Source organism: Streptomyces sp. NPDC051243 (assembly GCF_044455405.1).
Lineage (GTDB): Bacteria > Actinomycetota > Actinomycetes > Streptomycetales > Streptomycetaceae > Streptomyces.
Map to the genome: position 1 here is coordinate 96,782 of NZ_JBITES010000019.1, position 14,194 is coordinate 110,975.

General features: G+C 71.1%; 13 protein-coding genes. 8 read left to right on the top strand and 5 right to left on the bottom strand.

Annotated features, from left to right (window positions below):
• Positions 1-8 precede the first annotated feature (8 nt).
• Genes ACIBAG_RS38035 through ACIBAG_RS38060 form a run of 6 tightly spaced genes read left to right on the top strand, consistent with a single transcriptional unit; the run spans position 9 to position 6,623 of the window.
• Positions 9-1,262 (top strand): DUF4910 domain-containing protein, encoded by a 1,254-nt coding sequence (locus tag ACIBAG_RS38035; RefSeq protein WP_399111922.1) that lies wholly within the window; start codon positions 9-11, stop codon positions 1,260-1,262.
• Positions 1,259-2,557, top strand: coding sequence for a hypothetical protein (locus tag ACIBAG_RS38040; protein ID WP_399111758.1), 1,299 nt, complete (start codon positions 1,259-1,261; stop codon positions 2,555-2,557). Before ACIBAG_RS38035 ends, ACIBAG_RS38040 begins: the two co-directional genes overlap by 4 nt.
• A complete protein-coding gene (locus tag ACIBAG_RS38045) occupies positions 2,554-3,528 on the top strand; it encodes a glycosyltransferase family 2 protein (RefSeq protein WP_399111759.1) in 975 nt (324 codons plus the stop codon). The genes ACIBAG_RS38040 and ACIBAG_RS38045 overlap by 4 nt, the downstream gene beginning before the upstream one ends.
• A complete protein-coding gene (locus ACIBAG_RS38050) occupies positions 3,525-4,742 on the top strand; it encodes a polysaccharide pyruvyl transferase family protein (protein ID WP_399111761.1) in 1,218 nt (405 codons plus the stop codon). Before ACIBAG_RS38045 ends, ACIBAG_RS38050 begins: the two co-directional genes overlap by 4 nt.
• Positions 4,739-5,290 carry a dTDP-4-dehydrorhamnose 3,5-epimerase gene (gene rfbC, locus ACIBAG_RS38055; RefSeq protein WP_399111762.1) on the top strand — a complete coding sequence of 184 codons (552 nt, stop codon included), beginning with the start codon at positions 4,739-4,741 and terminating at the stop codon, positions 5,288-5,290. The genes ACIBAG_RS38050 and rfbC overlap by 4 nt, the downstream gene beginning before the upstream one ends.
• Positions 5,291-5,297: 7 nt before the next feature.
• The gene (locus tag ACIBAG_RS38060) at positions 5,298-6,623 is read left to right on the top strand and encodes a glutamate-1-semialdehyde 2,1-aminomutase (RefSeq protein ID WP_399111764.1); all 1,326 of its coding nucleotides are present in this window, start codon (positions 5,298-5,300) and stop codon (positions 6,621-6,623) included.
• 7 nt (positions 6,624-6,630) lie between these two features.
• Here the strand turns inward: ACIBAG_RS38060 and ACIBAG_RS38065 are convergent, their stop codons facing one another.
• The 3 genes from ACIBAG_RS38065 to ACIBAG_RS38075 all read right to left on the bottom strand — a co-directional run bounded on the left by ACIBAG_RS38065 (position 6,631) and on the right by ACIBAG_RS38075 (position 9,289).
• Positions 6,631-7,320, bottom strand: coding sequence for a phosphatase PAP2 family protein (locus tag ACIBAG_RS38065; RefSeq protein ID WP_399111766.1), 690 nt, complete (start codon positions 7,318-7,320; stop codon positions 6,631-6,633).
• Positions 7,321-7,792: 472 nt separating this feature from the next.
• Positions 7,793-8,953, bottom strand: coding sequence for a PP2C family protein-serine/threonine phosphatase (locus ACIBAG_RS38070; RefSeq protein WP_399111767.1), 1,161 nt, complete (start codon positions 8,951-8,953; stop codon positions 7,793-7,795).
• A gap of 123 nt (positions 8,954-9,076) precedes the next feature.
• A complete protein-coding gene (locus ACIBAG_RS38075; RefSeq protein ID WP_399111769.1) occupies positions 9,077-9,289 on the bottom strand; it encodes a hypothetical protein in 213 nt (70 codons plus the stop codon).
• A 159-nt stretch (positions 9,290-9,448) separates the two neighbouring features.
• Between ACIBAG_RS38075 and ACIBAG_RS38080 the strand changes: the two genes are divergently transcribed.
• A complete protein-coding gene (locus ACIBAG_RS38080; protein ID WP_399111771.1) occupies positions 9,449-10,516 on the top strand; it encodes a hypothetical protein in 1,068 nt (355 codons plus the stop codon).
• Positions 10,517-10,518: 2 nt separating this feature from the next.
• Positions 10,519-11,646: a hypothetical protein gene (locus ACIBAG_RS38085; RefSeq protein WP_399111773.1), complete on the top strand. Its 1,128-nt coding sequence runs from the start codon at positions 10,519-10,521 to the stop codon at positions 11,644-11,646.
• A gap of 61 nt (positions 11,647-11,707) precedes the next feature.
• Here ACIBAG_RS38085 and ACIBAG_RS38090 read toward each other — a convergent pair whose 3' ends face one another.
• Both ACIBAG_RS38090 and ACIBAG_RS38095 read right to left on the bottom strand, forming a co-directional pair.
• Positions 11,708-13,222, bottom strand: a complete 1,515-nt coding sequence (locus ACIBAG_RS38090; RefSeq protein WP_399111775.1) for a fused MFS/spermidine synthase — start codon at positions 13,220-13,222, stop codon at positions 11,708-11,710.
• 131 nt (positions 13,223-13,353) lie between these two features.
• Positions 13,354-14,175, bottom strand: a complete 822-nt coding sequence (locus tag ACIBAG_RS38095) for a hypothetical protein (RefSeq protein WP_399111777.1) — start codon at positions 14,173-14,175, stop codon at positions 13,354-13,356.
• Positions 14,176-14,194: the final 19 nt, after the last annotated feature.

Sequence of the window (14,194 nt, forward strand, 5' to 3'; positions counted from 1 at the left end):
GCGACGAGATGTACGCGCTGGTGGAGCGGCTGTATCCGCTCTGCCGGAGCATCACCGGCGACGGTGTGCGCGCCACCCTGGACATCGTCGGCGAGTACATCCCGCTGCACGTGCACGAGGTGCCGACCGGGACTCAGGTGCTCGACTGGACGGTGCCGCAGGAGTGGAACATCCGGGACGCGTACATCGCCGACGCCACCGGCCACCGGGTCGTCGACTTCGCCGCGTCCAGCCTGCACGTGCTCGGCTACAGCGTGCCGGTGTCGGCGACCATGCCGCTGGCCGAGCTGCGCACACACCTGCACACCCTGCCGGACCATCCGAGTTGGGTGCCGTACCGCACCAGCTACTACAAACCGGAATGGGGGTTCTGCCTGGCCCAGGAGACCCTGGACGCGCTGCCGGACGGCGAGTACGACGTGCGCATCGACTCCACCCTCGCCGACGGCCACCTCACCTACGCCGAGCATGTGATCCCCGGGCAGGTCCCCGACGAGGTGATCGTCTCCTGCCACGTCTGCCACCCGTCGCTGGCCAACGACAACCTGGCCGGCATCGCGGTGGCGACGTATCTGGCCCGGGCGCTGGCACAGCAAACGCCGAACTACACCTACCGGTTCCTGTTCGCGCCCGGCACCATCGGGGCGATCACCTGGCTGGCCCGCAACGCGGAGCGGGTGGCGCGGGTCAAGCACGGGCTCGTGCTGGCCTGTGCCGGCGACCCGGGCGGGCTGACGTACAAGCGGAGCAGACGCGGCGACGCCGAGATCGACCGGGTGATGGCGCATGTGCTGGCCGCATCCGAACGCCCCCACCGCGTCGCCGAGTTCACTCCGTACGGCTACGACGAGCGGCAGTTCTGCTCACCCGGGTTCAACCTCGGCGTGGGCTCGCTCACCCGCACCCCGTACGCGGGCTATCCCGAGTACCACACCTCGGCGGACAACCTGGACTTCGTCTCCCCGGAGGCGATGGCCGACACGCTCGCCGTCTGCCGCGAGGCGTTCGCCGTCCTCGACCGCAACCGGAGGTACGTCAACCTCAGCCCCTACGGCGAACCACAGCTGGGCCGACGCGGGTTGTACGACGCGCTCGGCGGCCGCAGCGACACCAAGCAGGCCCAGATGGCCATGCTCTGGGTGCTCAACCTCTCCGACGGCGAGCACAGTCTGCTGGACGTCGCCGAGCGGTCCGGGCTGCCCTTCGAGACCGTCGCCGCCGCGGCCGACGCCCTGCACGGCGCCGGGCTGATCAAGGCATGACGCCGGTGACCACCGAGGGGGAGAGGACGAGGCCCAAGGCTGCGACCGCCAGGCGGGCCGTCGTCGGCCGGCTGTCCTGGGGACTGGCCGACCAGGCGGCCTCCAGCATGACCAACTTCGCGGTGGGGATCTACGTGGCACGCTCGCTCGGGCTGACCGCGTTCGGCGTGTTCAGCCTGGCCTGGGTGACCTACGGCGTGGTGCTCAGCGTCTCCCGCGGGCTGGCCACCGACCCGCTCGTGGTGCGCTTCAGCGGCGTGCCGGGCTGGTCCTGGCGCGGGGCGGTGGCCCGGTCGTCGGGTACCGCGCTCGGCGTCGGTGCCGTCATCGGCGCGGCGTGTCTGGTGGTCGGGCTGGGCCTCGGCGGCAGCGTGGGGCCCGCGTTCGCCTGCCTCGGCGTCATGCTGCCGGGGCTGCTGCTGCAGGACGCCTGGCGGTACTCGTTCTTCGCCGCCGGCGTCGGGCGGAAGGCGTTCGTCAACGACCTCGTGTGGGGCGTCGCGCTCGTCCCGGCCATGGTGGTGGCGGCCCGCGTGGACAGCGTGGCCGCCTTCGTGCTCGCCTGGGGCGGGTCCGCCGCGGTGGCCGCGGTGTACGGCTGCTTCCAGTCCGGGATCCGGCCCCGGTTGACCGGAGTGCGCGAATGGCTCCGCGAGCACCGCGACCTCGGCACGCGGTACCTGGTCGAGAACACCTGCCTCAGCGGCGCGAGCCAGCTGCGGGCGTACGGCCTCGGCGTGATCGCCGGAGTCGGCGCGGTGGGCGCGGTCCGGGGCGCCGAACTGCTGCAAGGCCCGTTCCTCGCCGTGCTGATGGGGCTTTCACTGGTCACCGTCGCGGAGGCGGCACGGGTGCTGCGGCGGGCCCCGCACCGGCTGGCCACGTTCTGTCTCCTGCTGGGCGGCGGGCAGGCCGCCGCAGCGCTGCTCTGGGGCGCGGCGCTGCTGCTGATGCCGGACCGGCTCGGCGAGTGGGTGCTCGGCGGTGTCTGGCACTCCGCCTCGGAGCTCATCGTGCCGGCCACGCTCGGCGTCGCTGGCGCCGGGCTCGGCACCGGCGCGGCGGCCGGGCTGCGCGCGCTCGGCGCGGCCCGGCGCAGCCTGCGCAGCCAGCTGTTCGCCTCCGCCTGTTACGTCATCGGCGGGCTCGGCGGGGCGGCCGTGGCCGGCACGGTCGGCTCGGCCTGGGGCGTCGCCGCCGCGACCGTCAGCGGCTCGGCCGTGTGGTGGCTGCAGCTGCGGTCCGCCCTGCGCGAGCACCACCAGAAGACCATTCGCGAAGTGAGGACGTCATGACCGCCCATCCCCGGCTGAGCATCGGCCTGCCCGTCTACAACGGCGAGGAGTACCTCGCCGAGTCCCTCGACGCCCTGCTCGGCCAGACCTACGAGGACTTCGAGCTGGTCATCTCCGACAACGCCTCGACCGACGGAACCCAGGACATCTGCCGCAAGTACGCCGCGCAGGACTCACGCATCCGGTACCTCCGGCTGCCCCACAACATCGGCGCCGCGCCGAACCACAACTACGTGTTCACCGAGTGCCGCGGCGAGCTGTTCAAGTGGGCCTCGCACGACGACCTCTACGCCCGCGATCTGCTGCGGCGCTGCGTGGAGGCGCTGGACGAGCGGCCGCACGTGATCCTCGCGCACGCCGACCAGGCGGTCATCGACGGCGACGGCCAGGTGAAGGTCCCGTACGAGTACACGCTCGCCACCGCCTCGCCGAGCGCGCCCGAGCGGTTTCGCAGCATGCTGTTCGAGCCCGGCGGCGACGACTTCTACGGGGTGATGCGGGCCGACGTGCTGCGCCGGGTGAAGCCGCACGACAGCTACCACCACGCGGACCGCACGTTCGTCGCCGAGATCACCCTGCACGGGCCCTTCCACCAGGTCCCGGAGTTGCTGTACTTCCGCCGCGACCACCCCACCCGCGCCGAGCGGGCGAACCCGTCCAAGCGCTCCCGGTGCGTCAACCTGGACCCGCGCCGGGCGGGCCCGCTGCACCCGACGCCCCGGCTGCTCGCCGAGTACGTCTGGGGCTTCGTCGCGGCGATCCGGCGGGCGCCGTTGTCCCCGGCCGACCGGCGCGCGTGCTTCGGCCACCTGGCCGCGTGGATGACCAGCCGGGTCCGGCCGGGCGCCGGTGAGCGGGTCGAGGACCGCGCGCCGGTCGATCCGGACCTGCTCACCGTCTCCGTCGACGCCCTCGTCGCCGGACGTCAAGGTCGTAAAGGTCTTGAAGGTCTTGAAGGGAGGCAGGCGTGACGTCCGCGGACGAAAACCCGGTGCGTGTCGGAGTGTTCGGCCTGCTCGGCTCCGGCAACCTCGGCAACGACGGGTCGCTGGAGGCCGTGCTCGGGTACCTCCGCGCCGAGCACCCGGAGGCGGTCGTGGACGCGCTGTGCGGCGGACCCGAGGTCGTCGCGGCTCGCTACGGGATCCCCGCGACGCGGCTGCACTGGTACCGCGGGGAGTACCGGACCGCGTCACGTGCGGGCGCGATCGCGGCGAAGGGACTGGGCAAACTCGTCGACGCCGTCCGGACCGCCGCCTGGGTGCGCCGGCACGACGTGGTGATCGTGCCGGGCATGGGCGTCCTGGAGGCCACGCTGCCGCTGCGGCCGTGGGGCTTCCCGTACGCGCTGTTCCTGCTCTGCGCGAGTGGCCGGCTGTTGGGCACCCGGGTCGCGCTGGTCGGCGTCGGCGCGGACGAGATTCACCACCGCCCGACGCGGGCCCTGGTCCGCTGGTCGGCCAGGCTCGCCGCGTATCGCTCGTACCGCGACGACCTGTCCCGTGACGCACTGCGGGCGATGGGGGTGAACACCACGCGCGACAAGGTCTACCCGGACCTCGCCTTCGCGCTGCCGACACCGTGCGGGAGTGCACCATCGGGCTCCGTCTGCGTAGGCGTCATGGACTTCCACGGCGGCAACGACGACCGTGCCCGGGCCGAGGAGATCCACCGGCGCTACTTGGACGGGACGACACGGTTCGTCCGCGCACTGGTCGAGGACGGCAGGCAGGTACGGCTGCTCACCGGCGATGCCTGCGACTCCCCGGTCGTGGCCGCGATCCTCGACGCGGTGGACTCCCCCCTGGTCACCGCACCCGAAGTCGCCTCACTCGCCGACCTGATGAAAGAGATGGCGGCCGCCGGCACGGTGGTGGCGACCCGCTATCACAACCTGGTCTGCGCGCTGAAGGTCGGCGCCCCCACTCTCGCGCTCAGCTACGCGGCGAAGAGCGACGCACTCATGGACCGGATGGGCCTCGCCGCCTACTGCCACCCGGCCCGCGAGATCCACGCCGACCGGTTGCTCGAACAGTTCCGGGACCTGGAGAAGCGTTCGGCGGAGCTGCGACAGACCCTGACCGACCGGAACCTGGCCGCTACCCGGCAACTCCACATTCAGTTCCGCGAGTTGACGGCGGCCCTGTTGCCCGTGAACAACCGACCCCGCCAGGAGGCCGTATGAAAGTGACCGAAGTCCCGGCGATCGCGGGCGCGTTCCTCTTCGAGCCGACGCCGTACACCGACGAACGCGGCTACTTCTGCCGTACCTTCGACGCCGACGTGATCCGCTCGGTGGGCCTCGACCCGCGCGCCTTCGTCCAGGACAGCGTGTCCCGCTCGTTCCGGGGCGTGCTGCGCGGCCTGCACCTGCGCTCCGGTGCCGGCGAGGCCAAGCTGGTGCGGTGCTCGTACGGGCAGATCTTCGATGTCGTCGTGGACCTGCGGCCGGACTCGCCGACGTACCTGGGTCAGGCCTTGTTCGAGCTGTCCGGCGAGACACAGGCGACCCTGTACGTCCCGGCGGGATGCGCGCACGGCTTCCAGGCACTTACCGCCACCGCCGACACCTCGTACCGGATCGACCGCCCGCATGACCCGGCCGAGGACGTGACGATCGCCTACGACGACCCGGAGCTCGCCATCCCCTGGCCGCTGCCGGTCACTTTGATGTCTCAGCGGGACCGGGAGGCACCGAGCCTCGCCGAAGTCCTCAAGCACACGGAGAGTTGAGGTCGTCGTGGACACCGAAGAATTCCAACTGCCCCGGTCGCGGCAGGCGAACGAGCGGCTGCACGCCCTGATCCCCGGCGGCGCGCACACCTACGCCAAGGGCGACGACCAGTACCCCGAGAACCTGGCCCCGGTCATCAGCCACGGCCGCGGTGCGCACGTGTGGGACATCGACGGCAACCGCTACATCGAGTACGGCTCCGGCCTGCGTTCGGTCAGCCTCGGCCACGCCCACCCACGCGTGACCGAGGCGGTGCGGCGGGAACTCGACCGCGGCGGCAACTTCGTCCGGCCGTCCATCCTGGAGGTCCAGGCCGCGGAACGCTTCCTGGCCACGGTACCGACCGCCGAGATGGTGAAGTTCGCGAAGAACGGCTCCGACGCCACCACCGCCGCGGTACGCCTCGCCCGCGCCGCCACCGGGCGCCCGCGTGTGGCCCTTTGCGCCGACCACCCGTTCTTCTCCGTCGACGACTGGTTCATCGGCACCACACCGATGTCCGCCGGCATCCCTACGTCGACCACCGACCTCACCGTGGCGTTCCCATACGGGGACCTGGCCGCCACGGAGGAGCTGCTGAACCGCTATCAGGACGAGGTCGCCTGCCTGATCCTCGAACCCGCCACCCACACCGAGCCGCCGCCCGGGTACCTCGCCGGCCTGCGCGAGCTGGCCCACCGGCACGGCTGCGTACTGATCTTCGACGAGATGATCACCGGCTTCCGCTGGTCCGAGTCGGGCGCCCAGGGCCTGTACGGCGTCGTCCCCGACCTCTCCACGTTCGGCAAGGCGCTGGGCAACGGGTTCGCCGTCTCCGCCCTGGCCGGGCGCCGGGAGCTGATGGAGCGGGGCGGGCTGCGTCACTCCGGCGACCGGGTGTTCCTGCTGTCCACCACGCACGGTGCGGAAACGCACTCCCTGGCAGCGGCGATGGCAGTGCAGAGCACCTACGCCGAGGAGGGCGTCACCGCGCGGCTGCACGCCCTCGGCGAGCGGTTGGCCGCCGGGGTCCGTGACGCCGCGGCGAGCATGGGCGTCGGCGATCACATCGTCGTCCGGGGCCGGGCCAGCAACCTGGTCTACGCCACCCTCGACGAGAACCGGCGGCCGTCGCAGCAGTACCGCACCCTGTTCCTGCGCCAACTCCTCACGGGCGGGGTGCTTGCCCCGTCGTTCGTGGTGAGCAGCGCGCTCGACGACGCCGACATCGATCACACCGTCGACGTGGTGGCCCAGGCATGTGCGGCGTACCGGAAGGCACTGGACGCCGCCGATCCCACTCCCTGGCTGGGCGGGCGCCCGGTGCGGCCGGTGTTCCGCCGCTTGGCCTGACGTGGCGTCAGAGGCGCTCTCGCCGACCGGCGTCGGCCGTCCGGTCGACCAGCTGATCGGCCGTCCGGTCGACCAACCACGCGGTCACCGGTATCACCGCGAGCGCGGTGCACCAGCCGCCGAGGACATCGGTCGGGTAGTGCGCGCCCAGGGCCACCTGCGCCCAGCCCATGGCGGCGCCGGCAACCAGCGCCGCGGCGAGCACGAGCGACGTGCCGGCCGTCCTGCCGAGGCTGGGCCGCCGGCTGGTCGCGAGCAGCGCCGCCACAAGGGCGAGCGCGGTGAGGAAGGCGGTGTGCCCGCTCGGATAGGACAGGTTGCCGTCGCCGTGGATGGTGCGTCCCACCAGGGACTTGAGCAGCGTCGTCGTCCCCACGGTCAGGCCGGCACCGGCAACGACGAGCACCGCCGCGCGAGAACGCCGAAGCAGCAGGCAGCCCGTCACGCCGGCCACGACCAGCATCGCCGCTCCCACTGGCTCTGCCAAGAAGTCCGTGGCCAGAGCGACGTAACGCCACGGCGGCCGCACACTGTCCGCCGTCGGCCGGATGATCCACCTGTCCACCCTGCCGGGCTCGCTGTGGCCGGCGTACAGGACCCCGAGCACGACGACCACCAGCGCGGCGAGGGCCGCGATCAGGCCGAGCGACGCGCGCAGCGACGGGGGCAGCACCGCGGGCGCCGGCCGGCCGGTCACACGCCCACCGCGTCCGGTCGGCCTGCGGGAGTGACCTCCTCGTCAGCCCTGCGCAGCGTCGGACGCTGCGGGGCTGGACCGAGCAGGATGACAAACCCCTCAAGCAGGAATTGGACTGGGCCGACTTCCAGTTCCGCTCCGGCCAGGCGATCCAACGCGAGCCCCCCGTCGTGTCCGACCCGCCCTCCAGCGACCATGACCGCCCCGCGGACACCCGGTCCTGGCCTGGACGACTCCTCGTCACCCTAACCAACAGTCCGGTCGCGGCAAACCGCCCTCGGACAGTCACGGAGCAAGGCAGTAGCGGAGTTGAAGCCGACGCGCCGCAGTTCGCTCGTGCTCATCGAGCAATGCATCCAGAAGCGGGAGTACGTCAGCAGTAGCCCCCCCGGCGTTTGCGGGATCGCGTCACCGCCGTCCGAGATGGCGGCGGACATCATCCGCACCAACGCAGGCCCCCTCTTGGGACGACCTAGGTCCTGTCGTTTGGATCAGGCCGGCGTCGCGCCCTGCCGCGACTCTGGCGTTCGATCGCCACCATGGCAGCGTCGTCGCCCAGATGCCCTCCCGGCGTGTGGGCGAGGAGGTCTTGCTGCAGATGACGCAGGAGTTCCTGAGGCTCGCCTTGGGGAACGGCGCTCATACGCTGGGCCAGCGGGTAAAAGGTCCCCGAGCCGTCGCGGGCCTCGATGACGCCGTCGGTGTAGAGCAAGAGGGTGTCGCCGGGCTCGAAGGGGAAGGTTTTCGCGGCGAAGGGGGAGGCGGTGAACTCGGTGAGCCCCAGGGGCGGGGCCGGATCGTCCACATCGAGCGAGACGACCTGGCCCCTGTGCAGCAGCAGAGGCGGTGGGTGGCCGCAGTTGATCAGACGAAGGACCGGTGTGTCGTCGGGGATGTCCAGGATGGCGGCGGTGATGAAGGCTTCGGTGTGGGACCCGGGTCCCGACAGGGCCGCTTCGGGGTCGTCCAGGTCCGAGGAGACGGTTCCCTCCAGGTAGGCGACCAGCGCGGCAAGGTCGGCCTGCCGGTGGGCGGCGGAGCGGAAGGCGCCGAGAAGGAGGGCAGCGTCCCCGATCGCCTCCAGGCCCTTGCCCCGGACATCTCCGACGATGAACCGGGTTCCCTGCCCGGCACGCGCTGCGGCGAACAGGTCGCCGCCGATCTGTGCCTCGGCTTCGGCGGCCAGATAGACGGAGGCGATGCGCAGCGGGCCGATGCGTCGCGGCAGCGGTCGTAGCACGACCTGCTGTGCGGCCTCCGCCACCGAGCGCAGCTGCATCAGTTCCTGCTCGTGTCGTTCGCGCCGGTGGGCGAACAGCGTGACGAACACCGAGATCAGAACGAGTGCGGTGAGCTGAACGCTGTGGTTGAGGTCGGTGAGACTGGTGCGCACGATCGCGATCACGGCCTGAGCGAGAACTGCGACCGCACCGACGCACCCGGTGGTGCGAGGGCCTGCGAAGGATGCGGTGATGGCGGGAGCGGCGGCGAGGAAGGGGCCGAGGTGCACTTCGGGGGGAGCAAGGATGTCACCCACCGTGACGATGAAGATGAGCCCGAGGGGTACCGCCAGCAGAGCCTGATGCGTCTCCCGTGATCGGCGATGACTGCCGTGAGGTCCTCGAACGCGCATGAAACCTGGATACACCCCCGGGACGCCTTGTACCTCCCCTGACCGGTGCAGGAGTCTCGTGAGTCCATCCGCAGTAACGGCAGGGAGACCCCACGACTCGCCCGGCACGGTGACCCGAACACCTCACCCCGCTACGCCGAAGCGGCGTCCGAGGGAGTCTGCGTACAGACGCTGCACATCGGCCCTTTCGACGACGAGGCCGACGTTCTGGCCTGGATGCACCACCAGTTCATTCCCGACAAAAGCCTCCACATGGCCACCGATCCGCACGAACAGGCCCGCCACGAGTTCCGCAAGGTCAGTTGTTACCCGGCGGCTCTCCTGCGAGTGGTCCACCCCGGCGATCGGGTAGCCCCGGGCTGCGGTGTCCTGGTGGAGGAAACCAGTCCCACAAAACGGTGGGCCTCCAAAGAGAAGCCTGATGGCCGAATGCCGTCTGTTCACGGTTGAGTGAACGCCCATAAGCTCTGCGACCTCCGCGATCTGGGGGGTCTCGTGAACGGTCTCCGTGCGGTCATCGGCTGCCTTGTGATCGCGTGTGCCTCGGTCGTGTCGCCGGCCGCGGCTGTGACGCCAGGCGCGGCTGCGAAGCCGAACTGGTCGCCGCTGCCGGTGCCGGCGGCGGCTCCGCCGGTGACCGTGTCCGATCTCGCCGCCCGCGGGCCGGGCGAGGCGTGGGCGACCGGATACGAGCACGCCGCCGATGGACTGCGGCCGATGCTGTGCCGGTGGGACGGCGCGGCGTGGAGCCGGGACACCACCTTCCCCAGTGCCGGTGAGCCGGGCCGGCTCGGCGAGGTGCAGTTCGTCGGCGACGAGGTGTGGATCTTCCACGACCGCGCGGGAGCCGGAGAGATCCTGCGCAGGTCGGCGGGAGGGTGGAGTTCCGTCCCGTTGCCGCAGACCCTGTGGACCTACCAGGACTTCACCGCGGTACCGGGTGCCGCGTGGGTGGTCGGTGAGGACGACACCGGGCTGAAGGTGTTGCACTACGACGGTTCCGGGTGGACCACACAGTCCAGCCCGGACGGTGTGCTGTTCCTGATGGGGATCACGGCGAGGAACGCCACCGACGCATGGGCTTGGGCGGACACCAGCACCGGGACCACCGTCCTGCGCTGGAACGGCACAATGTGGCGGGACGCGAAGGTCTCGCTGCCGCCGAACAGCAATGTGCACACGATCCTGCTCGAACCGTCCGGCCGGGTCACGATCGGCGGCAGCCAGCACACCGACGGAGCGGCCCGCACCTACCTGATGACCTTCAACGGGCACGCCTGGCGCACCGCCTACCCACCGCTGGGCGACACCTACACCGAGGCCATGGTGCGCGGCCCGGACGGCGCTCTGTGGCTGCCGGTGCGCAGCGACCGCGCGTTCCAGTCGAAGTACGCACGGGTGGACGGCATCCGCACCACCTTCTCCTACGGCCCGGAGCGCACGAACGCGATCGACGTCAAGCCGCGTGAAATGGCGAGGGCAGGGTTCTCACTGCTGTCCTTCGGGACCGTCGAGATCTACGGCTCGAAGCCGAACCTGATGAGCGAGCGGCTGGGAGGCTGACCATGGCACGCCGACTTCCCGCGGCCCGCAGACTTGTCGTCGCGGCCCTTGCTGTCGCCATGACCCTCATCACCGTCATCAGCTCAGCCGCGGCGGAAACCCTGTCCTGGCAACACGTTCCGGTCCCAGCACAGGTACGCCCGCAGGCCGGGCTGAACGAGGCTGTGGCGTTCGGGCCCGACCGGGCGTGGGCGGTGGGTGCCGACGCCGTCGGTCGCGAGGCGCCGGGCTTCCCGCTGGTGCTGCGCTGGGACGGGACCGCTTGGCAGCGCCAGAGTCTGCCCGGGATCGGCTGGCAGGGAGAGCTGCTGTCCATCGCCGCGACCTCACCGACCGCCGTCTGGGCGGTCGGCCGCGACGCGGCGGGCGGCGCCCACCTGCTCCGCTTCGACGGCATCGCCTGGTACGAGAGCCGACCGCCGCGCGGTGTCGTGCTGACCAAAGCCGTCGCCGGCGGCGGTGAGACCTGGCTGATCGGTTCGCGGGGCGGCGCGCAGGTATTGCTGCGCTGGAACGGGCGCGGCTGGCGGGACGTGCCGGTGCCGCCGGGATCCGTGTACGGACTGCACATCCTGGCGGCCGACGACGTCTGGGCCGCGGGCGAGACCAACTCGGGTGCGGCCGTGTCGCACTGGGACGGGCAGGCGTGGGAGCAGACGATCGTGGACGGATTCCCGCGGTCGGCCGTGGGCAGCGTGCTGGCGGTCTCGCCGACGGAGGTGTGGGCGGGCGGCACGGCCGGGTTCGTCGGCGGCCCGCCGGGCCGACCGATTCCACCCCTGCTGGTCCGCTTCGACGGGCAGGCGTGGAGCCGGGTGACCGTGCCCACCGACTTCGGCGGGATCACCTCACTGGCGCCCACCGATTCCGGCTCCCTGGGCTGGGTCTCGGTGGCCCGCTCGCAGAAGTGGGGCCCGCCGGGCAGCACTCCACCGTTGGTCCCCGGGCCGGATTTCCTTGCCTGGAACGGACGGTCGTTCACCGAGTACAGCGAACCGGCGGTGGCCGGGGAGGGGGACTCCAGGACGCTGCGGCCGGCGCCGGTGCCGGGCACGGCGACGGTGTGGTCGGTCGGCCGCGCCGACGGTCCCGAGGGCACCTTCGCACCACGCATCCTGCGGTTCGGCTGAGCCCTTGATCAGGCAATCCCAGCGCAGTGGCCAGGTAGCCGTTGCTTCGACGTGGGTCGTGTCACTGGCTGCTGCGTGGGCTGGAGGGCTGGAGGAGCTGGTCCACGGGCGCGTAGTCGTCGGTGAGCAGTCGGGCATCGCCGGTCCAGAAGGTGAGGTCGTCACCGGTGGCGATCTTCCAGCCGGTTCGGCGGGCGTCCAACGCGTTCTGAATCGCGCGTACGTCGACTGGCCGGTTGGAGGCGAGCACCACCAGATTGCCGCCCTCGGGGGTGCCGGTCCGGTCGAGGCCGATATCGGTGGGTTCGCCGACGAGGGCGACGTGCGCGAAGGTCTCGCCGAGGGTGGCTGCTTCGGCTCGTGCGAAGGCCAGATCACCATGATCGATGAGGTTGGCAACGTACAGGCCGTCCTCGGTGAGCACCCGCCGTATGCCAGTCATCGCTTCCACCGTGGTGAGGTGCCACGGCACGCTGACGCCCCCGAAGGCGTCGCCGACGACGAGGTCACGACTGCCGGTGGCCAGCCGCCGCAGGCCGAGCCTGCCGTCCTCGGCGCGTACGTCGATACCGGCTTCTGACCTCAGTCCGAGTTCGTCGCGGTTGACGCGCACGACCCCGCTGTCGATCTCGGACACAAGGCTGCGCGTCCCGGGCCGCGTGGCCGCGAGGTAGCGGGGAAAGGTGAGCCCGCCGCCGCCCAGATGGTAGGCGGCAAGCGGCTCACCTTCGGGAAAGGCGGCATCGACCACCGACGCGAGGGCGCGCACATACGTGAACTCGAGGAACGTCGGGTCGTCGATGTCGACGTAGGAGTGGCGCAAGCCGTCCAGAACAAGTGTGCGGCCGCTGTCCCGGTCGGGGTCTGCGACGACCCGTACGCAGTGATACTTGGTCTCCGTGTCGCAGCCACCGGGCGCGACCGTGGTGGCGAGGCCGCCGGCCATGACCACGAGCGCGAGGGCAGGGGTGCCGGTCCACCCGCGTGTTCGCCACTCGACCAGCGCCGCGCCGACCACCAGCAGTGTTCCGAGGCCGATCAGTATGCCGCTGACCGGCAACCGCGATACGAGGACGAAGCCTGTGAGGACGGTGCCGACGCCGGACAGCCGGCCGACCACCGTGCCGGTCTCGGCGAGGCTGGTCAGCCGCAACTTGGTCACCATCGGCGTCACTGCGGAGAGCAGCGCGCCCGGCACGAGGATGGTCAGCGACGCGATCAGCAGGAGCACCGCTGGTGCCCACTGCGCAGTGGTGCGCAGCACGGCGGGGGTGAGCGCCACGACCGCTCCCGACACCCCGAGCGAGGGGCCGATGAGCCGGCGCGGATTGACCTGGTCGGCGATGCGCCCACCCAGCCAGGATCCGACGGCGATCGCGGTGAGGGCGATGCCGATCACCATGGTGCTGGTCTCGAGGGTGAGGCCGAGGTAGGGAGCCAACAGCCGTAAGGCGACGATCTCGACCACCAGGACTGACGCCGAGGACCCGAAGACAAGGACGGCAGCGGCCCGGGAACCCAGGCCGCCGTTGCCAGGCGTGCCCTCGGCGACAGGCGAGGAAGACGATCCGGTCACGGGCAGCATCCTTGCACGCGACTCATCGAGGCGCGGCCAGTCGTTCCCGATGAGACCCGCTGAGGTGACGGCGCGCTACAGCTGCGTACGGCCGGGCGCGTACTCGTCGGCTGGTCATGGTCCGTGCCCGGTCAGCCGAGCTTGATGAGGCCGGCTTCGACGACAGCGCGGCCGAACGGGCCGGCGAGTTCGGCGAGACGTTCGCAGTCGCTGTCACCCAGGGCGGCGTAGGCGGGAAGGGCCAGGAGGTCGGTGCGGTGCTCGATGTGCCGACGCAGGCGTACGCCTTCCGCGCTGAGGGAGTCGCCGTCGAGAAGGCCTCGCGTGCGCAGGCGCTCCTCGGTGTCGGCCCAGTCCTCCTCCGACCATGCGCGGCTCGCCTTGAGGAAGCCGACGGGAACCTCACCGGTGGCAGCGTGCAAAACCAGGGCTTCCAAGCCTGCGACGCCCTCGCTCAGCAAGCACGCGACATGGCCGTCTCCACGGAACTCCCGGAGCAGCGTCTGGGCGTGCCACAGCTGCAGTACCGGTTCCTCCGGCCAGGGCAGGGTGGCATGCGCGGCGAACAGCGGGCGGCCCTGGGGATGTTCGCAGGCGGCCTCGGCGGCGTTGCGGGTCAGCGCCAGGACCTCGTCAAGCGCGGGCAGCTCGTGGATTCCCGCCCGCCGCAGGGCCTCGCCTGCGGCGGCGTACCGAGCGTCCAGCACCTGCTGCGGCGTCGTCGCGTCCCAGGCCCCGGCGACCGCCTGCCGTACGAAATCGGGGTTGAAGTTGTAGAAGGTCGCTATGACCAGCTCGGCGGACGCCCGTCCGAACGCGGCGCTTCGGGAGACGAAGTACCCGGTGCTTCCGCTCAGTCCGAGGTCCGCGTAGCGTCGCCTTCCCTCGGGGACGAAGTAGATCATGCCGTGCACGGGCTCGAGGCGGCGCCAGGCCGCGCGCGCTGTCTTCACGGGATCACCTTTCAGGGGG

Coding starts and splice junctions, on each gene's coding strand:
- ACIBAG_RS38035 (WP_399111922.1), top strand. CDS start 9: ATGTACGCGCTGGTGGAGCGGCTGTATCCGCTCTGCCGGAGCATCACC.
- ACIBAG_RS38040 (WP_399111758.1), top strand. CDS start 1,259: ATGACGCCGGTGACCACCGAGGGGGAGAGGACGAGGCCCAAGGCTGCG.
- ACIBAG_RS38045 (WP_399111759.1), top strand. CDS start 2,554: ATGACCGCCCATCCCCGGCTGAGCATCGGCCTGCCCGTCTACAACGGC.
- rfbC (WP_399111762.1), top strand. CDS start 4,739: ATGAAAGTGACCGAAGTCCCGGCGATCGCGGGCGCGTTCCTCTTCGAG.
- ACIBAG_RS38070 (WP_399111767.1), bottom strand. CDS start 8,953: ATGCGCGTTCGAGGACCTCACGGCAGTCATCGCCGATCACGGGAGACG.
- ACIBAG_RS38085 (WP_399111773.1), top strand. CDS start 10,519: ATGGCACGCCGACTTCCCGCGGCCCGCAGACTTGTCGTCGCGGCCCTT.